Annotated in this window: 18 protein-coding genes and 3 riboswitches; all 18 genes read right to left on the minus strand. The window is 37.7% G+C overall.

The genetic code is table 11. The features are described 5' to 3' along the window. Positions 1–11: 11 nt before the first annotated feature. The gene (locus BUB48_RS13205; RefSeq protein WP_242944217.1) at positions 12–1,949 is read right to left on the minus strand and encodes a magnesium chelatase subunit D family protein; all 1,938 of its coding nucleotides are present in this window, start codon (positions 1,947–1,949) and stop codon (positions 12–14) included. 20 nt (positions 1,950–1,969) lie between these two features. After that, a complete protein-coding gene (locus BUB48_RS13210; protein WP_073026700.1) occupies positions 1,970–3,010 on the minus strand; it encodes an ATP-binding protein in 1,041 nt (346 codons plus the stop codon). Between the two features lie 292 nt (positions 3,011–3,302). Next, entirely contained in the window at positions 3,303–3,737 is a 435-nt protein-coding gene (locus tag BUB48_RS13215) for a cobaltochelatase subunit CobN (RefSeq protein WP_139249991.1), read from the minus strand. Between the two features lie 165 nt (positions 3,738–3,902). Further along, positions 3,903–4,178: a hypothetical protein gene (locus tag BUB48_RS13220; protein ID WP_139249992.1), complete on the minus strand. Its 276-nt coding sequence runs from the start codon at positions 4,176–4,178 to the stop codon at positions 3,903–3,905. Between the two features lie 60 nt (positions 4,179–4,238). Continuing rightward, positions 4,239–5,345: an adenosylcobinamide amidohydrolase gene (locus tag BUB48_RS13225; RefSeq protein WP_073026703.1), complete on the minus strand. Its 1,107-nt coding sequence runs from the start codon at positions 5,343–5,345 to the stop codon at positions 4,239–4,241. Next, positions 5,339–6,550, minus strand: a complete 1,212-nt coding sequence (locus tag BUB48_RS13230) for an ABC transporter ATP-binding protein (RefSeq protein ID WP_242944218.1) — start codon at positions 6,548–6,550, stop codon at positions 5,339–5,341. Before BUB48_RS13230 ends, BUB48_RS13225 begins: the two co-directional genes overlap by 7 nt. Next, positions 6,547–7,575: a FecCD family ABC transporter permease gene (locus tag BUB48_RS13235; protein ID WP_073026704.1), complete on the minus strand. Its 1,029-nt coding sequence runs from the start codon at positions 7,573–7,575 to the stop codon at positions 6,547–6,549. The genes BUB48_RS13230 and BUB48_RS13235 overlap by 4 nt, the downstream gene beginning before the upstream one ends. 63 nt (positions 7,576–7,638) lie before the next feature. Beyond that, complete coding sequence (locus BUB48_RS13240; protein ID WP_073026705.1) at positions 7,639–9,108, minus strand: ABC transporter substrate-binding protein; 1,470 nt, start codon at positions 9,106–9,108, stop codon at positions 7,639–7,641. Between the two features lie 23 nt (positions 9,109–9,131). Next, a complete protein-coding gene (locus tag BUB48_RS13245; RefSeq protein ID WP_073026706.1) occupies positions 9,132–9,722 on the minus strand; it encodes a TroA family protein in 591 nt (196 codons plus the stop codon). Positions 9,723–10,082: 360 nt separating this feature from the next. Beyond that, a riboswitch (cobalamin riboswitch) is annotated at positions 10,083–10,267 on the minus strand. A gap of 13 nt (positions 10,268–10,280) precedes the next feature. Further along, the gene (cobO, locus tag BUB48_RS13250) at positions 10,281–10,796 is read right to left on the minus strand and encodes a cob(I)yrinic acid a,c-diamide adenosyltransferase (RefSeq protein WP_073026707.1); all 516 of its coding nucleotides are present in this window, start codon (positions 10,794–10,796) and stop codon (positions 10,281–10,283) included. A 124-nt stretch (positions 10,797–10,920) separates the two neighbouring features. Then, positions 10,921–11,097, minus strand: a riboswitch (cobalamin riboswitch). A gap of 236 nt (positions 11,098–11,333) precedes the next feature. Next, positions 11,334–12,113: a sirohydrochlorin cobaltochelatase gene (locus tag BUB48_RS13255; RefSeq protein ID WP_073026708.1), complete on the minus strand. Its 780-nt coding sequence runs from the start codon at positions 12,111–12,113 to the stop codon at positions 11,334–11,336. Between the two features lie 150 nt (positions 12,114–12,263). Continuing rightward, on the minus strand, positions 12,264–13,364 hold the full coding sequence (locus BUB48_RS13260; protein WP_073026709.1) for an ABC transporter substrate-binding protein: 1,101 nt from the start codon (positions 13,362–13,364) through the stop codon (positions 12,264–12,266). A gap of 30 nt (positions 13,365–13,394) precedes the next feature. Then, positions 13,395–14,198 (minus strand): ABC transporter ATP-binding protein, encoded by an 804-nt coding sequence (locus tag BUB48_RS13265; protein ID WP_073026710.1) that lies wholly within the window; start codon positions 14,196–14,198, stop codon positions 13,395–13,397. A gap of 12 nt (positions 14,199–14,210) precedes the next feature. Next, positions 14,211–15,224, minus strand: coding sequence for a FecCD family ABC transporter permease (locus BUB48_RS13270; RefSeq protein ID WP_242944219.1), 1,014 nt, complete (start codon positions 15,222–15,224; stop codon positions 14,211–14,213). Positions 15,225–15,355: 131 nt separating this feature from the next. Continuing rightward, positions 15,356–15,547, minus strand: a riboswitch (cobalamin riboswitch). A 225-nt stretch (positions 15,548–15,772) separates the two neighbouring features. Further along, positions 15,773–16,951: a glycine/sarcosine/betaine reductase complex component C subunit alpha gene (gene grdD / locus BUB48_RS13275; RefSeq protein ID WP_073026711.1), complete on the minus strand. Its 1,179-nt coding sequence runs from the start codon at positions 16,949–16,951 to the stop codon at positions 15,773–15,775. Between the two features lie 11 nt (positions 16,952–16,962). After that, the gene (gene grdC, locus BUB48_RS13280; protein WP_073026712.1) at positions 16,963–18,501 is read right to left on the minus strand and encodes a glycine/sarcosine/betaine reductase complex component C subunit beta; all 1,539 of its coding nucleotides are present in this window, start codon (positions 18,499–18,501) and stop codon (positions 16,963–16,965) included. Between the two features lie 109 nt (positions 18,502–18,610). After that, on the minus strand, positions 18,611–19,915 hold the full coding sequence (gene grdB, locus BUB48_RS13290; protein ID WP_084524628.1) for a glycine reductase complex selenoprotein B: 1,305 nt from the start codon (positions 19,913–19,915) through the stop codon (positions 18,611–18,613). A gap of 50 nt (positions 19,916–19,965) precedes the next feature. Next, positions 19,966–20,424 (minus strand): glycine/sarcosine/betaine reductase complex selenoprotein A, encoded by a 459-nt coding sequence (grdA, locus tag BUB48_RS13295; RefSeq protein ID WP_084524630.1) that lies wholly within the window; start codon positions 20,422–20,424, stop codon positions 19,966–19,968. Positions 20,425–20,466: the final 42 nt, after the last annotated feature.

The raw sequence follows: 20,466 nt of genomic DNA on the forward strand, positions 1-20,466 counted from the left end.
CATAACCCCTTTCAATAGTTACAATCTATGGCACACTGACGTACCGCTTCTGCCAATTGCTCTCCTTCCAATTCTTCAAGCTTGCAATATAGTGCTCCCAATGCATTTGCGATATCTTTCGCAATTCCTAACTTTATAAATCCCTGTTCCGTATCTACTACAATGGAGCGTATACCTTCCATTCTAATCTTTTTAGCTATTTCCATGGCTTCTTCAAAAGGATCTCCGCCGTTGATTGACGCATTAGTCCTGCCATCTGATACCAGTACTATTATTGGCAGCATATCAGGATTCTTTTTTTGAGCTGTTCTTATTACTTCGTATCCCTTGAAAAGACCTGCAGAAAGAGGCGTCTTTCCTCCTGTGGGCAAAGTTTTCAGGCATTTTTCCGCCATGTCTACGCTACGGGTTATATTGAGCAACACATCGGCTTCTTTTTTACGGAATGCTATGAGTCCTACCTTGTCTCTTTTTTGATAAGCATCTGTAAGCAAAGATACTATAGCGCCCTTCACAGCAGACATTCTCTTTTTCGCTCCCATGGAACCGCTGGCATCAACAATAAAAATTATTGTACTGCCGGTTCGTTTTTCCCTCACTTTTTCACGGAAATCACTATTATCAATTGTAATAGCAAGACCTTTTTTTTCTCTGATTGCCTGATATGGGGCTGCTGCCCTCAATGTAGCATCAAAAGCTATATCTTGCAGCTTATTTTTAGGTATCTTATACCTTATATATTGTCCCTTTTTAGCATCGGTTTTGGTTCTGATCCTTTTGCCTTCACCCTTACGCTTCTTCCGATCTATAGCTTTTATATCCAAATTTTTCACAATGAAGGTTCGTCCAATATCATCTATCTGATCAATACTCATTTCATCATTTTCTTCTTTTTTATCCTTAACTTCGGAGTTTCCATCTTCTTGCTGCTTTGGCTCCAAAGTATTAGGATCCTCCTGTTGCTCTGCTTCGGATTCTTCTTCCTGTTCCGCTTGATCTGATGGTTCATATTCTTCCGGTTGTTTTGATTGCTGTTCATTGCTTTCCTTCTGTTCCTCCATTTCCGGAGTCTCCGGCGGCAGCTCCTGTTTAGTGGTTTTTTCCCTCTTTCTATGGGGTAATGTATATTCTGCTGCTTCTTTTATGTGCCCTACTGATATATTGCTTCTTTTTTCGTATGCAGCTATAGCCCTTGCAGTTTCAATAATTACAAGTTCAGCCCTATGTCCGGCGCAATTGGCTTCCTTAGCTAGCTCCGCTGCCAGCTTCATCACATTATCCGATACTTGGACTTTGCTCAAATATTTTTTTGCAGCTTTTATTTGTTGTGATAGCACATCCGTTTCCAATCTCCACTTTTCTATAAAATCCAATGGAGATCTTTCATATTCGAGCCTTCTTTTTATTATTTCTTTTCTTTCATATAGGTCTTCACAACCCTTAATCTCTACAAACAAGCCAAATCTATCTAAAAATTGAGACCTTATATTTCCCTCTTCAGGATTCATGGTGCCTACCAATACAAATTGGCAAGGATGAACAACAGAAATACCTTCCCTTTCGACTTTGTTCAAACCTGAGGATGCCACTTGAAGAATACAGTTAACCAAATGCTCACTCAGCAAATTTACTTCATCAACATACAGTATGTTTCCATGAGCTTCTTTCAATATGCCAGGTTGAAAGCTTCTCCTTCCCTGTGTTATGGTCTTTTCAATATCAATAGTTCCTATCAGTCTATCCTCTGTAGTATTCAGAGGAAGATTTATCACTTTCATTCCTTTCATTAAAACTGCCATACCCCTTACCAAGGTTGACTTTGCAGTACCTTTTTCACCGCTTAACAGCACGCCTCCTATTTTGGGATTGATCAAATTCAAGAGCAATGCCTTTTTTGCTTTCTCCTGCCCTATAATTGCTGCGAAGGGAAACACATAATCATAATTCACTTGCAAAGCCCTCCCTCTCATTAACCTTGATGCGTTTGCCCAATAACATTCTCGACCCTTGACATGTTGAATATGCCTTCTTCGAAAGGTGTTCTCCTCATTCTATGAGGTAAAACAAGTTCTGCAGCTTCCAATAGATCACTGTTCAAAACTTTATTTCTTCCGTTAAAAGCTGCGATTGTCATTGCAGTCTTTATCATGGCAATATCCGCTCTGTGACCATCCACTTCCATTTCAATGCTTGTTCTTGCAGCCATCTCCAATATACTATCGTCATAAGTAACTTCATGTAAAAGCTCTTGGGCTTTTTTTATCCTATTTCTTAATTCCTGCTGCTTAGACTTCCATTTCTTTGCAAAAGCTTCACTGTCTTTCTCGAATTCCAACCTATTTTTTATTACTTCCATTCTTTTTTCTGATTCTCTTTCTCCTGTAACATTGACTACCATGCAAAATCTATCCAATAGCTGGGGTCTAAGATCTCCCTCTTCTGGATTCATGGTACCTACCAAAATAAATCTCGCAGGATGAGAAAATGATACCCCTTCTCTTTCTATGGTATTGACACCCATAGCCGCAGAATCCAATAGAACGTCAACTATATGATCATCCAGCAGATTTACCTCATCTACATAAAGAATATTTCTGTTTGCCTGAGCAAGTATACCGGGTTCAAACTTTTTCTCGCCTTTTTTTATTGCATATTCTATATCGAGAGTTCCCACAACTCTATCTTCTGTGGCACTTATAGGCAGATCTACAACTTTCATTTTTCCTTTTACTTCATTAAGTTTTACATTTACTTCCAATTTTTTCAGGCATGTGATGCACATGCCGCTTTTATCATAAGGATCACAACCAAAAATACAACCTTCTACTTGTGTTCTTTCGGGAAGCAGCTCTGCTAGAGCTCTTACGGCAGTAGATTTGGCAGTTCCCTTTTCTCCTTTTATCAATACTCCTCCAAGAAGAGGATTAATAACATTCAATATCAAAGCCTTTTTCATCTTTTCCTGTCCTACTATAGCTGTAAATGGATATACCGTTTTTGCGTTTTTCATCTTTGAAACTCCTTCCAACTTCTATTCTACATTTTTGCAATATTTAACACCTGCTACAAATAAAACTATGAAATACAATAGCAGTACAACCACATGCAAAATCATGCTTTGCACATCTTCTCCTATATTTCTTAATGCAATACTTGTATGAGTAAGAGGAAGAGTATTTGTAAAATATTTTATAGATGAGCATGGATAAAGGCTTCCGTTAAAGGCCTATACCTCCGATATTGCCAAGTAATAAGCCAAATCTACCAGATGGATTCATTGACTTCGAAGGAATCATCTAAGCTTATACATATAGATAAACACTTTGAGGAGAATCAAGACTAAAGGCACATCCTATCATATCGTTTCGAGGAGGCATATTATGAAATATTATTGCAACTTTTTTGTCCTTGTTAGGTTTTATGGCCAGTTTTGCCCAATTTAATGCAAGCCTACATATTTTATTTATTCTTTCATAAATAGGCTTGTGCACTATTTTCTGGACTATATCATTTTCTATAAGCTGGCAATACGCTATGGTAACCGTGATTATCTGCCCATCAAACTCTGGATAATATACATTAGAGGTAAGAGACATTGTATCTAAACCTCTTAGATTGGTCTCCCAATCTTCATATGCCTGGTAAGTGCTCATGCCTTGAAGAACAGGCACATGGATAAAATTGCTGTAAAGCAATATTCCTATTACAGGCTTTCCTGATCTATTTGCTTTAGCCAAATACTCCCTATGATTTTCAATATTTTTTCCGGGATAATAAATTCCTTCCCATTTCAATGGCTTAGGTAAATCATATTAAATTTTCATGCCACCATAATAGGCTGCAAGATACTTTATTAAATTTTTGCAATTAAGTTTATTGCTTGATAAAACATATTTTAATATCTATTGATACTCTCTTTGGGATAAACCTGATTTCCCCAACATCATTTTATTTTCATCATCAAAACCGGAACGGATAAAAAACTTCTTAATGCCTGTGAATTTGCCTATTATGGAATCAAAACTCTTAAAATGAGTCAAACCGCCATGCATTATTATTAATACTATATCTGAAGCTTTTATCTTACTTATGCATTTTTGGTATTCTTTTTTGTAGTTATCTATTTTATAGCTATCCATAAAATCAATAAGGATCTCTTCATCGTACTCCTTCTGCAATAGCTTACCTGCTTCCTTGAAATTGCATGAGGAATCCATAGGGGACATTATAAAACAATACTATACATGCCTACCACCTTCAATAATTGCAGCCATTAAGACTCCGTAGTTTTCCGTCATTGCTTCTATTGCTTCATCACAAGAATTCCACCGGAAATTAAACTCCTGACCTATCGCATATCTTGCTTTAAGTCTTTGGATGATGTTCTTTCCTTCCTCTATTGCCTGATGTGGCGAAATAAGCTGCCAATCCAGCTGATCCATAAGATGAACATAAAGAGAAGTTAGTATTACAATTTCTTCCTCTTTATCTAATACTTCAAGTTCATTTACAAACTCCGGCTTATCCAATGGATTTGAGCTTATTGTCTTGTATCTATTCCATATTTTATCAACATCCAATCCAAATCTTTTCATTCTCCTTAGCATACTGAATTGATTCTTTGGGCAAAGGCCTGTTTGAAGATAAAGGGCTTCTTTTACGGCAGGCTTTACCGCCAAACCTATGAGTTCCCCTAGCTTAGAATGCTTACCGGCATTTATCAGTTTTAATTTGGATTTGCTGTTGCAGGTGATGATTGTTCCGTCTGTTCCTGATCCTGTTGCAATACCTCTCGAATAGTTGCTGCCTGCCATAAGCTCCTGCAACGCTGCTGTTTTGGCTTCAGTACAGGTTACCAAGGCTCTGGTCATGCTTCCTTCAGGCATGTCCGCATCGATATATAACAAAATATTTATAGTTCCTTCTTTTAGCATTACCGCTTTACCTTCCCGTTCATGAAAAGAAGCCGGATCACCTGCCCGTCCGCCGTTAACTTCCACTCCTGCCGTTACTATGGCAGTAACTGTCAAGTCCTCATAGCTTACAGTTTTGATTGATACGTTATCCATAGAAGCTGCAGTGGATAGACCAGTAGTAGTATAAGGGTCAAGGCCAATTTCTTCAGTAATTAAAATCATATGCTCACGCAATGTGTTTGCTCTAAGCTTGCATTCCATTCCTGCTCTCGGATTAGCATCATAGTTGTATACTGCTTTTAGCTTTTCATTATATCCTCCATTAAGATAGGATGTACTCAGCACCTTCCTATCATCTTTAAACTTTATCACTATGCTTTTTTGATATCTATGGACTTCGTCTCCTGTTGACAATTTGTATATCACCATTTTGAACCCTCCCCGCCTATATCAAGATTATCCATTATCTCAGAAACACTGTCACAAAGCTTTAAATTTAAATAATTCATAGCTAAACACCTTTGAAGTTCATCCTTATCTCTTATAGATAACACCTTTTTCCCCGATTCCAATGCATATGCCAAAAGCTCAATGTTTTTCCTGTTTATATTTCCCAAGGGACATCCAGAATCTATAACTGTATCCACTTTATCTATCATGGATTTTGCTTTTTCTAATGTAGCATCTTTTATTTCACTAAAAGGAGTTTCACTTTGAATATCTAACCCCATGGTAATTGCTATTTCATAATCAACATCATTTTTATGAATTATACCGGTATTTACTCCTATACCTTTTTTTGTCAATAACCTGTAAATAGGTACTCCATGCCCTCCCCCACCAATTACAAATACGGAAGGTTTGCTTTGGTTAGAAAGCTCAATAGTACCCAAAAATGCATTAAAACCTGCATCTTTAATGTCATATAGATCTGAAATAGATTTATTGCTTCCTACTTCTTCCGGAAAACCGAAATCTACGATTGCTCCTTTTTTTACAAGCATCACTCTATCACAGCTTTTTAATGCAATATCTATATCATGAAGGGATAGTATTACAGTAATTCCTTTTTCTTTGCTTAACTTTTTTAAAATAGACATTACCTCTAGCTTATGTTTGACATCCAAATGGGTAGTAGGTTCATCAAGTATGATAATTTCAGGTTCTTGGGCTAATGCCCGTGCAAGGAGAACTTTTTGCTTCTCACCATCGCTCAGCTCATTATAATATCTGGTAGCAATGTTTTCTCCGTTTATCATGCCTAAGCATTCCCAAATCTTTTTTTCATCTGATTTTGTCAATCTGCCAAGGATTCCTGTGTGGGGATATCTGCCCATAGCAACTATATCAAAAGAAGTTAAAAATCCAACATTAAGCCTCTCTGTCAAAACTACCGCCAGAGTTTTTGAAAGGCTTGTACCCTTAATATCTGATAATTTCTCGCCTTTAATGTAAATGTCACCTTTTAATGGATTTAAGAGTTTGGAAAGGGATTTCAAAATGGTGGATTTACCTGAACCATTGGGTCCAAGAATGCATAAAATCTGTCCTTTTAATACTTCAATGTTCATTTCTCTAACTACTTCTTTATTGCCATATCCCACAGTCAAGTTCCTGGTTTCCAACATCTTCATAGTTTAGTCCTCCTTTTCAAAAGCAGCCAGATCACAATTGGAACCCCAAAAAAGGAGGTTACACTGCTTATAGTCAATTCTGCTGGTGCTAAGAGTGTTCGTGCTATAAGGTCACATAAAACTGTTATTGTACCTCCAAATAGTATGGACAAAGGAACAAGCATCCTATTATCTGAAGTTCTGAGGGATAGCCTGGCAATGTGCGGCACTGACATTCCTATAAAGGCAACAGGGCCCGCAAAAGCTGTAACTGCAGCCGTCAATACACTGGATACAAGTATGATGCAAATCCTGAAGAACTTAATATTAACTCCCATACTTTTGGCATATTCTTCTCCCAGTAAAAAGGCATTCAATGGTTTTGAAATCATAAAAGCACCAAATAGAAAGGGTATAACTATGATAGTCATTATTTTAAGCTGATCCCATGTAAATCCTGAAAAACTTCCCATAGTCCAAATGATGAACTCTTTAAGTTTTTCATTTTCAGCAAAAGTTTTTAAAATATTGGTAACAGCTGTACAAAGATATCCTATCATCAATCCGATAATGAGTAATGTTGCAATATCCCTTACTTTATAGGCAACTATCAAAATAATTGCAGTAACACATATAGCTCCTAAAAATGCACCAATAAAAAGAGTATATGGTGATAAAGTGGAGAATCCAAAGGTAACTCCGCCCAGCATCAGTAATGCTATAAAAAGAGTAGAGCCGGAAGATACACCCAAAATATAAGAATCTACAATAGGATTACGAAAGAAAATCTGAAATAATAAGCCAGCTACTGCAATTGCAGCACCTCCTATCATAGAAGCCAACGCTCTGGGCAATCTAATCTTCCAAACAATGGTAGAATTAACTGAATCATCTTGAACTTTATTTAAAATAATATCAATAACTTCCCATATACTTATCTTCACAGATCCGACAGCAATGCTAATCACAAAAACGGCAATTAGAACCATAATCAATATTAGATAAATCACTACATATTTGCCGTAGCTCATCTCAATGTCTCTCATAAATACCTCCAACACAATTGAATACATAGGGGTGGCGACACCCCTATGTATGTTATTCTTCCTCTACTTTCTTGGAAGCTTTATTAATTTCTCTACTTTATAGCCTTTAAAAGCTTCCGGATGGAAAACTGCTGCAAAATCCTTAACAAAACGGTCAGTATCAGGAATGGTCTGCCACCAATCAGCACTATACACCCATACATTGCCATTCTTAACTGCTTTTATATTAGCCAACAATGGATTCTCTTCAACAATTCCCTCAATAGTTGGTTTATTCATGTAGTTAATTGTAGACGAATAAATCAATATATCTGCATCTATGGCCTTTGCATAAAAATCTTCCATGCTTATTTGAGTGCTCCCGGATGTTCCTACTCCAACATTACTAAATACATATTGTCCTCCTGCCATCTCTATCCACTTACCTACATAAGATCCTGAGTCAGCCACAGACATTTTACCTTTGTATGATTTGCCCAAAGCAACCTTTGGCTCTTTAAGGCCGGCAATTTTTGCTATAGTATTATCAATCTCCTTTACCGCATCATTAAGTATTTTTTCTGCTTCTAATTCCTTATCATAAAAAGCCGCCATAAACTTTATCCATTCCATGCGCCCTAAATAATGAGATTCTAGATACTCATTATTAATTGCACAATTAATTCCCATTTCAGATAGTTTCTCAATCATAGCTTGTTGTCCATATACTCCTGTATACGCGAAGACCATATCTGGATTAACAACCTTAACAACCTCATAATCCGGCTGTGCCATACCTTCTCCGCCTACATACTTTACACTGCCTCTTTTAAAAGCATCTTTTACTTCTTTTAATTCCCAATTTTTCTCCGAAGTTGTTACTGCTTTCAAAGTATCTAGAACACCTAGCTTAACAAGGGGACCTACCTGAGTAGATGATGCACACATAACTTTTTTCAAAGGTATTCTTATGATTTTGTCCGCTTTATAACCTTTAGGCACTTCTTTACCTTGAGGCACCAGAAGATGTCTAATGTTCTCTCCGTCAGTAACCAATTTGCATCCATCGTCTAAGTACTCAATTCTGAAGTTTTGAGAGAAATAATTCGGAAGAGCTTTAATCATTATGCTTAATTTTGAAGTTTTGCTATCATATGAGGTTTCATATCCAAATACCACTTGAATGAAATCTTGAGGCACATATAGTACATTGTTTTTTACTTCTGATACTTGACTAAGCTTATGTGCTCTTCCGTTTACATATACATTGGCTTTGCCCTGTTTCATTAAGTAAATATTATCTCCTCTTAATAGAGTGATATTTTTATTTTCTTCATCCCAGGATAAATTTGCTCCCAATGCCTCAGATACTGCCTTGAGGGGGATCATAACCTTTCCCTTGTTAATATAGGGTTTAGCTACGCCAAGATTTACTTCTTTGCCATTGACATCTACTCTTATTAGTGCTTCTGCAAAAGCATTTGTCGATAATGTTGTCATAATAAAAATACATGCAGCTAAAAATGTCAGTACTTTTTTCATTTTATTCACCATTTTATAACTCCTCCCAATTCTAATTACTCAATTCCAGCTACTTCTTTCATTATTCTTATTGCCTCTTTATTTTTATCTTCGCTACCAACTTCCAATGAAATCACCACAACATCATTTTTTTTCAGATTAAAAGCTATAAAATCTTGCAGCCCTGCTTCAACAAATACAATATCTGGCTCAAGCTCTAATATTTCAATGATATCAGGATTAGATTCCTTACCAACCATGGGCAAGTTTTTCATATTGTCATTTACAGATTTACCATTCTCGGGAACAACGCCACATATGGATACACCCCCAACAGAATGGAATAGTTCAAAAAGCTTTTCCGATATTACCGCGACTTTTTCCGGTTTTTTCTCAATCTCCACGTGGTTTCCTAACATATCTGTAATTACCGTGGGATATGCTTTTTCATTTTTGTCATTTTCTATTCCTCCTTCATTACCACTACTTTCCCCATGAACAACTGATTCCACATTACTTTGCAAACTTGAAGCATCTAATGAGATGTTTGAATGCTTGTCCTTATCATCATTAATATTTGACCCGCATGCACTCAATAGCAAGGTCAGCATTAAAATCCATATAAGGTAAATAGAAAATTTCTTCATATAGCAACCCCCTAGCTCAATATTGCACCGTATTTTTTGCACTCATGCATTGGTTCTATCATGGTTTAATATGTAACCTTCAGCAATTTTACCATCTTCGGAAGCATAGAAAATCCTCTAGTATATACATAATTTTTATCCATATATGCAATCTTGTACTCATAATTACTCTCCTTTGTCATTCTCTCATATCGCAAGCCCTTCGCTATATAATATAAACAATAGACAAAGACCCCTTTTGACATCTGCATGTTACGAGATCTATACTAGTGAGGATATTAAAAAACCTTACCTACAAGATGCAGGTAAGGCTATAATTCAACATAATAAATAATCGCCTATCCCGTACCTCGCAGGATTTACGCTTTTGCATTACAAGCAGGTCTTCTGACTCTGGTTCATCAATGTATCATGCCTTCCCGGAATATACAGTGGCATCATTTATGATACATTTCCCCATCACAGCGGCGGGACCGTACAGGATTTTCACCTGTTTCCCTTTTAAGTCGGCATATATACCGAACACTTGTAACATTGATATTAAGTTCTAATAATCAATTAAGATTCTATGCCTTTTCTGGCTTGTACACCTTTCTTGTAATAATGCTTTACTTCCTTCATTTCTGTTACTAAATCGGCCATATCAATCAGTTGTTGAGGTGCATATCTTCCTGTTATTATTACTTCAATATTATCTGCTTTTCCCCTCAATAGATTAATTACTTCTTCTACAGAAATAAGCTTATAGTATATAGCCACATTCAACTCATCCAGAACCACTACATCGTAGCTATTATCTTTAAGCACTTTCTCAAGGATTTCAATTCCTTTTTTCGCTGCTAGTATGTCTTCTTCTGTAGGCTTATTGAATATGAAACAATCGCGACCAAACTGATGTATTTCGAAATTTGGCAGATAGTTTGCGGCCTTTAACTCGCTATATTCCATACCTTTTATAAATTGTCCAAAGTACACTCTTTTTCCTGCACATACAGCTCTCAAGGATAATCCTAATGCAGCGGTAGTCTTACCCTTACCATTACCTGTATATACATGTATTTGTCCCTTTATCATGTTATACAATCACCTTTTTCATCATAATGTTAATGTAAAAATCCCCATATCCGCGGATGGATATGGGGACAAATATGGTAATATTTTATCCTAGCATAAGACTTCCCCTTCCCTCCGAAGGTAACTTGCTCCAAACAATTAGGCAGGTCTCCTGGCTTTCGTATCATCCTATTCTCAACACCTTCCCGAGAGAACTCAGTGGTATAAGTTGATTTCGTCCACGATTACAGTAGCGGGGGCTGCAGCGGACTTTCACCGCTTTCCCTATTAATCTTACAGAACCTAATGTTTTATATTCAATTTACTATTATAGTGTATCACAGGAATTATTTATCTTCAATAGCAATATAATCAAAAGAAATGTTAACTTATTGCAGCCAAGCTCTTAAAGCAATATAGAAGTATTTATAAATTTAATTAAGAGGAAGGTAAACTTCTTCCGGATTGGGCTGCCAGCCACAGACGAAATACCGAGAGATAGGCATCAACAGCCGTATAATAAGCAATTTTAAGCAATATTATTACACCCCTATTTTATTAGTCTTTGTCTATTGCTTCAGATATATGTGAAAAATATATGTCTCTGATCCCTTGATACTCTCCTAATCCCTTTATCATGCATGTCACCTGTAACCCCTGTTTCTGAAGAACTGTCTTCCAACTGTCATCTTCATCTGAAGCCATGTCATTGACGGCATGTTCTCCAGCCACCAGCATTAATGGTGTAAGCAGCACTTTTTTGAATCCGGATTTTTTTATTTGTGAAATCACAATCTGTAAGTCAGGATACCCTTCTACCGTACCGATAAAAATATGATCATATCCTTCAGCTTTTGATATGTAATCAAGAGCCGGATATACTATGTTTGAAAAGTGAGATGTACCATGCCCCATTAATAAAATTGCAGTGCCTTTCTCTGGCTTGATTTCATGTGAAATGATGCTGATAACTTTTTTCAGACTATATATATCTGAAAGCAAAGGACGTCCCAATTTAACCTTTTTAAATTTCTGTGAAGCATCGATGATTTGGTTTTTAAGTTTTTCATATTCTATTCCATATAGCAAATGTGTAGGCTGTACTATAACCTCCCAAATGCCATCCTTGGCCATTTTTCCCATAGCTGTTGGGACATCATCCATCTGAATGTTTCTTTTCATCAGTATTTTTCTAACTATAGAGCTTGTATAGGCACTATATATTCTGTATTTTGAGAATCGCTTTGCTATATCCAGTTCCAGAGAAACTATATTTTTTTGTCTCGTCTCCTCATAACTTGTTCCAAAACTAACAACAAGAATCGCCTTGTTTTTCATAAGTATTTACCTCCTTCCATAAAAGTCTCTGCTATAAGAAAATTAAGCATTCCCTTTATAACGGCTCTTATTAAAGATAGCATGAATAACATAAGAACATAGGAATGGGTGTAACAGCAAACTTACACCCTTTTTCAAACCACCCTTATGCTAAAACTCTATATCTGGATATAACCATTCCGCCATCATTTTATAAGATTCTGCATATCGATGATTGGGACGGTACCAGAATAGCTCTTGTGGCAAGATATATACTCTTCCATTTTTTACAGCCTCCAAACTTTCCCATATAGGATTATCCTTGACTAGTTTTTCTAATGTTTCTGCTGTTTCTCTGTCAGTAGCACTATTCCTTATAAAAACAAGTTCCGGATTGGCGGTATATATGTCTTCCAAGTTAATATCAACGGATGTGGCAGATGAACCAGATATGTCCGCCAGATTTATACCATACAAATCTTTGATAATTGCGCCTGTATCAGAATTTGAGAGGAGTGCGCTAAACCCATTTTTCCCCGCTGTCAATGCCATTACCTTCGGATTCTTGTTTGCTTTTTTTGCCTTTAACTGGATATTGGCTATTTCATTTGCAACTTTTGCAGCCACAGAATCCCAAAGCTCAGGCTTTTCATTTATGTTGCAAAATACCTTAAACCATTTAAGATAGTCGCTTACTCCGTTGTAGGTAATGGCAATTACAGGTATATTAACTGCTTCCGCAGGCTTAGAAATTGTTGAATATCCTGACATTGCTGTAGAACAAATTATAAGATCAGGCTTTTCCGCCAAAATAGCTTCAACATTCCATGACTTTCCGGATGAGCTGGTGGCAATGGTAACAACACCTTCATCCTTCATAATATTCCTGCCGATCTGCTTTTCGTAAAGTGCTTCGGCGCTTGCACCTCCAATACCTACACTGACTTTGCCCCCTGCTTCGGTATATAAGCAGGCATGGCTGCCATAAAGAACAGCAACTTTTTGGGGTTTTTTCTTAATCGTAATAACTTCCCGTCTAGAATCGTCTTTAAAAATAACCTCATCTTCTGTCACAACTACCTCATCGGCTGCTTTTAAAAGTTCTGCTTTTATTGCCTGTAGCTCATCTTCAGGCTGAATTGCTGATTCCGGCGCCTGTGTTTCGTTGTCGTTTTCATTTTTAGGTACATTTGTTGATTTGGATCCACATGCTGTTAATACAGCGATACTAAGTAAAAGCACAAAAATAACCATTGTTAATTTTTTAAACATAATATTCATCTCCTCCTTTTTATACGAGCATTAATTACCTAGCGTTAACCATTTACTCCTTTTTTTCTCCGGTATGATAAAAGGACAGTTGTTTTTTTCATCCTCAAAAATTTGAGACTGAATACCAAATATATCTTCTAGCTTCCCACTGGTTATTATTTTCCTGGGGTCACCATATGAGTAGACTCCCTTATCTTTTATTGAAAGCAGATAATGGGAGTATCTTGAAGCAAAATTTATATCATGAAGCACCATTATTATTGTAAGTTGCATCTCTTCCCCCAATTTTTTTATGAGTTCCATTACTTCCAATTGAAAACCAATATCAAGGTATGTAATCGGTTCATCAAGTACAAGCACCTCAGGCTGTTGACAAATGGTCATAGCAATCCAGGCCCTTTGTCTTTCTCCTCCCGAGAGGGTTTCCACCAGCCTGTTTTGCAGATTTTTTAATCCGGTGATTTCTATGGTATTGTCAATAATGTCATTGTCATATCTTGTTAATCCTCTTCCAAACTGCTTATATGGGTAGCGTCCATATGAAACTAGAGTCCTTACGTCAATATCGGAAGGCGAATTATGAACTTGCGGAAGATAAGCGATTTTTTTTGCAAGCTCTTTCAGCTTGTACTGTTTCAATGGCTTCCCATTGAAAACAACTTCACCCCTAACAGGTGTAACAGCACGGGATATCACCTTCAGCAGACTTGTTTTCCCACTTCCGTTTGGTCCTATTATTGTTGTGGTTTTCCCCTTTGGAAATTCAATAGTCACATCCTTGATGATTTCCCTTTTCCCATAATTGATTGATATATCTTTAAATCCAAAGTACATTCCCGAACCCTCCTATTTTGCCTCTTTATTTCTTAACAGACATAAGAAGAAAGGTGCTCCTACAAATGATAACACTACACTGACCGAAATTTCTCCCACAGGCAGAACTATTCTGCCTATCAGGTCACATATTATTATCAGCATGTAGCCTAGTGCAATGGAAGCAGGAAGCAAATATTTGTAATCAGAGCCTACAAGTAATCTTGCTATATGAGGAACTATAAGCCCAACAAAGTTAATAAGTCCGGCAACAGATATAGCAGCTCCAGCCAGAAGCGATGAAACCAATATAAGAAATAAACGAAAACTTTCGGTACGAACTCCAAGAGAATTTGCCATTTCATCTCCAAGCATAAGTATGTTCATTTTGGATGGAACAAAAAGGCACAACAAAATACCAATCAACGCATATGGCAAAATCATGATTAAATTTTTCCATGCAACGCCATTAAGGCTTCCTACCAGAAATCCTGTGGCATTAGCAAGCTTTTCCGGGAAAAAACTGCGTATCATATCATTAAATGCGCTAAATACAGTAGAGACTGCCATACCAGAAAGAATTATTTTTACGGGACTGACACCCTTGTTGTATGCCAGCAGATAAATGCCTAACGTTGTAAAAAAACCTCCGGTTATAGATCCAATGGGCAGTAAATGATAGTATCCCGGAAATGCAACTAAAGTTAGATACCCCACAAAACTAGCTCCACTTGTAACACCTATAGTAGATGGTGAAGCAAGGTGATTTCGCATAACACCTTGAAGTATGCATCCTGACAATGCTAAACATATGCCCACCAATCCACCGCTCAGTGTTCTTGGGAGCCTCACATTCCATATAATAAGCCTGGCAGCAGAATCATCATTAACAAAAATCCCATGCAAGGATTCTTTGACAGAGAAGCTCATTGTACCAAGGCATACTGAAGCGATCATGGCAATGAAACCCAGAATGAACAATACAATAATCAGCGTAATTTTATAGGTAGATGAAGAATTGAAACACCTCATACCATTTTTATTCACGTAAAGTAGCCCCCTAAAAACATAATTTTTTTGCAACTAAAAAAGCCTCGTAACTGATAGTTAAGAGGCATAAAATCACATGAAATCCATTAAAGATTTCAATCACATCACCTCTCTATCGCTCGTAGAGTTAACGGTGTCCATAACAGGCAGGTCTTCTGGCTCAAGCATCATCATCTCCCTCTGCCTTCCCGTTGAACAGTGGCATTACTGAGGGGACTCCTCTTTTACAGCGGCGGGACCGCGTGGGATTTGCACCCACTTCCCTTTTCACCGATTGGTATCAACTAGATACAACCGGCACCTGTTATAATATTTAGTTTTGAACATAGTATATCAACTACTATAATATATCAGTTATGGAGTATATTGTCAATATATGCATATTTTTAGATATCTCGTCTCAATATACTAAGTTGACAACTTTAATATAACATTATCCAATGAAAAGAGACTATACTTTATTCAAACTTAAAGTATAGCCCCTTCTTAGCACTTGAGTTAACTATATTCACATAAACATGTTATCTCAACTTATATCAAATTTGCTAGCAATTACAATCTAATGGTTTCTGAGTTATAAGCTTGTTGTCAAACAATACCTCAACTGCTTTCTCATAATCTTCATCTGCGGTAAGTATTATAGGCCCTGTGCAACCCATACCGCTTTCTGAATAGATTCCTGCTCCCGCCAATGTGGCTACGGCATTTTCCAGTTCAAGTATGTCAATACCCGCTATGGATTTGGTTACAACCTTCTTATCGGGCATCTTCACCTTGGCTGGTTCAGATTTCTTTGCTTCTTTTTTTAGTTCATTCAGAATATCATCCAACCCCGCTTTTCTAGCTTTGTCGAACTCTTCCTTTGCAATTTTGGTTAGATTTCCTTTTGCACAGGAAGCTGCATATCTTAATGCTTCACATACTACAGGAGCACCGGAAGCTCTTGAAAGTATGCATATAATCTTGTCATAGCCATCTCCTACACCAGGACCATAGCCATAGCCCAAGGACTCATAGCTTCCTCCGGTAGTGAAGGCAGAAAATACCTTCATCATTATATTACCTGTTAAGGTATCCATTACCATCACATCAGAAGCAGCAGCCAAAAGATCATTGCCTCTCATTATACAACCGCCGTCAGATCTTACTGATTCGGAGAAGTTTATATCGTAGCCTCTTTCTTTCAGCTCTTTTAATGCCCTTTCAACCTGTCTAGCACCATCCACATTCAATATGCCAACAGTGGGATTTTCAATTCCCAGTGCCTTTGCAGTTATAATTCCATAAAGAGCATTTTTCACCATGCCTTCCACTCTATGAGTAGACGATGTTCCAGTAGTGGTTGCCAAAATCAGTTCTTTACCCAAGCCCGGTGTAATAACCCTTCCTACAGTAGAAACACCTATGGGAAAACTGTAATGCATGGTAACGGCTGCATCCAATTCTCCACTTTCCAGCATCTCATCCATTTTCTTATGCATATCTTCTTCGGAATTTACTTCAACTATATTAAGAGAAGTATCCACCTTGGGGCCAATAAGCACTATTTCAAAATCGTTGTACTTCTTAGCTGCCAGTTCTGCTCCTTTAACCAACTCATCGGTTCCATGCTCGCTTCCAAGGGTGGTCAGTCCGACTTTAACTTTGCTGCCAAAATTACCAGTCAGTATGGCATCAGCAACTTCGTTGAATACCTCCCCTATCATGGCTCTTATATCTTCCATATGTTTCACCCCTACTTTCTGTTAAGTAAGAATGCTGCAAATTCTTTCATTGTTTCTGCTACCATTCCCTTGATCTCTTCTTTAGATACTGCTCCCATTTCTTCAGCTTTGCCAGGGTTCTTTTCCATAACTATTGATACACCATCAAATAGATTTGTCATTCTTCCAAGGAACAGACTTCCTTTACCCACTATCATAGCTCTGTTGATTTTTCCATCCAAAATCATGCTTCTTGCTGCTCCTACAAATGGAACTCCTGAAGGGATATGACCCTGAGTAGGTGCAAATCCAGGCATACCATGTTCTTTTATGAAGGTAGGCATATTAGCTTTGTCTATATCTCCTCTTTTAGCTCCTAAAGCTGCTATCATCTTATAGTTCGCCAGCGGAACATCTCCAGCACCTGCTGGCTCTGTAATTTCTGGGTTCTGCATCTCTACTGAATATTTGTCTATATCAGTTATCTTGAGACCATTCTTATCCAATGGCTTTGTTATTATGGATTCCATAACTGCTTGTGGTGATGAACCAGTTCCTACGGTGTGTCTTCCTACTATATCTGTTCTTAAAACCGGATTTACTCCATCATCTTCAGTTACAAGTATTGCAAAAGCTCCAAGGCAATCTTCCAATATTGGAACATCTTTGTTAACATGGTCTCTACCATTCATTCCAAGTTTCGCGGTGGCTCCTCCGGCAACTACTGCAACACTCTTATAAAGGCCGGATTTTACCATAGCTGCTGCATTGATAAGTGCATGAGTTGGTGCTGCACAGAAGCCTCTTGTGTCTGAACCTGTTGCAGATACCAATCCTGCAACCTCAGCTATAGCTTTTGCAAAATTTCCACCGCCTCTTTGATTCATGTCACCGCATGCTTCTTCAGAACACTCGATTACATATTCTATTGAATCTGGTGAAATATTATTTTTATATAAAAGATTCTTTGTTGCAATAACGGCTGTAGCTTTAGTTGCAATATTTTCAGCCATAATATGAGCTGTTAAGCTCTTATCTGTAGCATGGGCAGCTTTAACGCATCCTACTACTTTTCCATTATAATGTAGAGGTTCTGCACCTTCTGCCAACTTGCTCTCAATTTCTGATATGTCAAAACCATCCTTTATTTTTGCTATTTCAGCTTCTGTAAAGTAGGGTTTCTTTGATATTTTTTCCTTAGCAGCATCAGAAAAACTCTTTTCCAACATTACCAAGTCAAAAGCGTCACATAGTTTCATTACAATATATAGCTCATCTTGAGAAAGCATTTCTCCCATTTTACCATCGGCTTTAGCATCTTCCATAAGGTTTTTATACCAAGGTCTTGGGATATTGTTTAATTCATCAGGCAAAATGTTTCCGATATATGCTTGATTTGGCGCATATTTAACTGCTTCTTCAAAAGTTCTTAAGTGACTTGGGACTTTTTTCAAAAACTCTGAATTGGGATTTGCTTCATGTTCAGAAGAGCAGGTTGTTCCATAGTGCATAACCATATCTGGTGTATGAACCAAAACATATGCTGCTCCTTTTACTACAGGCGTTGTCATTTTTTACACCTCCAAATTATTCTTATCCATTTAACTAACATAAAGTGGGTTTTCAACCCCCCAAAAATAATTATAGTTCAAAAAGGGTGGCATTACACCACCCTTTTTACTATTTATCAAATACTGTCTGACCGTGCACTTCTGTTTCTAGTGCTTTTAATGCTTTAAGCACTAATTGCTTTCTCAAAGCCTTCTCATCTTCTTTGCTGAGGGCAGGATTTCCTAAAGGATGGGGTATTGCTACTGCCGGAACAATCCTGTTGGCACCAACTGTCAATGAGATAGGAACTACTGTACAAATATGAACAACAGGTATTCCTGCTCTTTCAATTTCTTTTACCATTGTTGCTCCGCAACGTGTGCAGGTACCTCAGGTTGAAGTGAGTATAACTGCTTGAACTCCATCTGCCACAAGTTCCTGAGCAAATGTGGAAGCAAACTTCTTAGCATTAGCAACAGAAGTTCCGTTTCCAACTGTTGTGTAGAAATATCTATGGAGTTTGCCAATTACTCCTTCTTTTTCAAGTTCTCTCAATACATCTACAGGCAATACTCTGTCTGCATCCTGATTTGCATATACAGGATCGTATCCGCCATGGGCAGTTTCATATGTTTCCTGAGTAAGGTCCATAACGCCTTCAATATCATATTTGCCGTATTTAGAAGCCGATGAAGCCTCTATTCTGTCAGGGTTACCCTTTGGAACAATACCACCGGAAGTAACCAAGGCAATTTTTGCATTCTTAAGATCTTTAACTGCAGGATTTGGAGCTACCCTATCAAAGTCAGGCATTGGATATTCAGTTTCAAAAGGTTCACCCTTTAGTTTGGCAACAAGCATATTAACAGCTCTCTTTGAACCTCTTTCTTCTCTGAATATATTCTTTCTTACTCCTCTTGCAATGTATCCTTCTTCTGCAGGAGAACCTATTGCCTCACCTTTAGCAAGCTTCATACCCAGCTTTGCTATAGCGGGAAGTGCCTTTCTCATGCCTGTTGCGGCATTTGCTGTTTCAATAATGTAGATATCTTTCTTAAACATATCTACACCCGGGTTTTCAGGATACATACCTGAAACTACAGGGATGTTTAACTTTTCTTTTACGGCTTTGCATATAGTTCCGCATGCTACTCCATATCTTCCTGCATTGAAAGCTGGTCCTGCTATGAACAAATCAGGCTCATAGTTCTTAACCATTTGGAGTATTTCTTCAGTGGCCTCTTCCAGATTTTCATTGAAATATGAGTCACCACATATGATTGTAGCTACTATCTTAGCATCGTTACCTAAAGCTCCTTGAAGAGCCATACCCGGCCCTACAACGCCTTCTCTAACTTCTGGCCTTATATCAGCTTTTTCCTCACCGCCGATTCCGCCATAGAACTGATTTATATAATGAACTACTTTAATCATGTTAGTAACTTCCCTCCTCTCTCATATTTGTTTTCTCAAACATGAGAATATTAAAAATTAGAATATTGTTCTCTAATAGACTTCACTTCTGCAGCTATGGCATCAACATCGAGAACCATCTCCATCATGCCGCATTGCTCATCAAATACATCGGCATCAACTTCATCTTTAAGTTCAAATATGTGATAAACTGCGAGTCCCAACGAGACTCCTGCTAAAGGACCTGCGTAAGTTGGGTCACCTGCTGTAACAGTTTCAGCTGCTAATCCTGCTGTTTCAGCTTCGGATGAGCCTAATACTACTACAACATTTTCCTTTCCATATTTTTCAGAAAGTTCTAAAACCCTCTTCTGATTTTCCAGGTCCATTGCTCCTGCGGCAGTTCAGACAAAGCACTCTGTAGAAGCGAACACTACTTCAGCGCCTGCTGTCTTAACGCACTCTTCTATTGCAGGAGCAGGAATGCCATCTCTGTCGCCTATGATAATGACTTTCTTGCCCTCTAACATGCTATACATCCTTTCTTGTAATTTATTATTTTAGTTTCTGCA

The sequence above is a fragment of the Lutispora thermophila DSM 19022 genome (assembly GCF_900142105.1).
GTDB classification, from domain to species: Bacteria; Bacillota; Clostridia; order Lutisporales; family Lutisporaceae; genus Lutispora; species Lutispora thermophila.

Excerpts from the sequence above, each read along its gene's own strand:
- BUB48_RS13210 (WP_073026700.1), bottom strand. The coding sequence starts at position 3,010 with ATGAAAAACGCAAAAACGGTATATCCATTTACAGCTATAGTAGGACAG.
- BUB48_RS13225 (WP_073026703.1), bottom strand. The coding sequence starts at position 5,345 with ATGGTGATATACAAATTGTCAACAGGAGACGAAGTCCATAGATATCAA.
- BUB48_RS13230 (WP_242944218.1), bottom strand. The coding sequence starts at position 6,550 with ATGAAGATGTTGGAAACCAGGAACTTGACTGTGGGATATGGCAATAAA.
- BUB48_RS13235 (WP_073026704.1), bottom strand. The coding sequence starts at position 7,575 with ATGAGAGACATTGAGATGAGCTACGGCAAATATGTAGTGATTTATCTA.
- BUB48_RS13240 (WP_073026705.1), bottom strand. The coding sequence starts at position 9,108 with ATGGTGAATAAAATGAAAAAAGTACTGACATTTTTAGCTGCATGTATT.
- BUB48_RS13245 (WP_073026706.1), bottom strand. The coding sequence starts at position 9,722 with ATGAAGAAATTTTCTATTTACCTTATATGGATTTTAATGCTGACCTTG.
- cobO (WP_073026707.1), bottom strand. The coding sequence starts at position 10,796 with ATGATAAAGGGACAAATACATGTATATACAGGTAATGGTAAGGGTAAG.
- BUB48_RS13255 (WP_073026708.1), bottom strand. The coding sequence starts at position 12,113 with ATGAAAAACAAGGCGATTCTTGTTGTTAGTTTTGGAACAAGTTATGAG.
- BUB48_RS13260 (WP_073026709.1), bottom strand. The coding sequence starts at position 13,364 with ATGTTTAAAAAATTAACAATGGTTATTTTTGTGCTTTTACTTAGTATC.
- BUB48_RS13265 (WP_073026710.1), bottom strand. The coding sequence starts at position 14,198 with ATGTACTTTGGATTTAAAGATATATCAATCAATTATGGGAAAAGGGAA.
- grdD (WP_073026711.1), bottom strand. The coding sequence starts at position 16,951 with ATGGAAGATATAAGAGCCATGATAGGGGAGGTATTCAACGAAGTTGCT.
- grdC (WP_073026712.1), bottom strand. The coding sequence starts at position 18,501 with ATGACAACGCCTGTAGTAAAAGGAGCAGCATATGTTTTGGTTCATACA.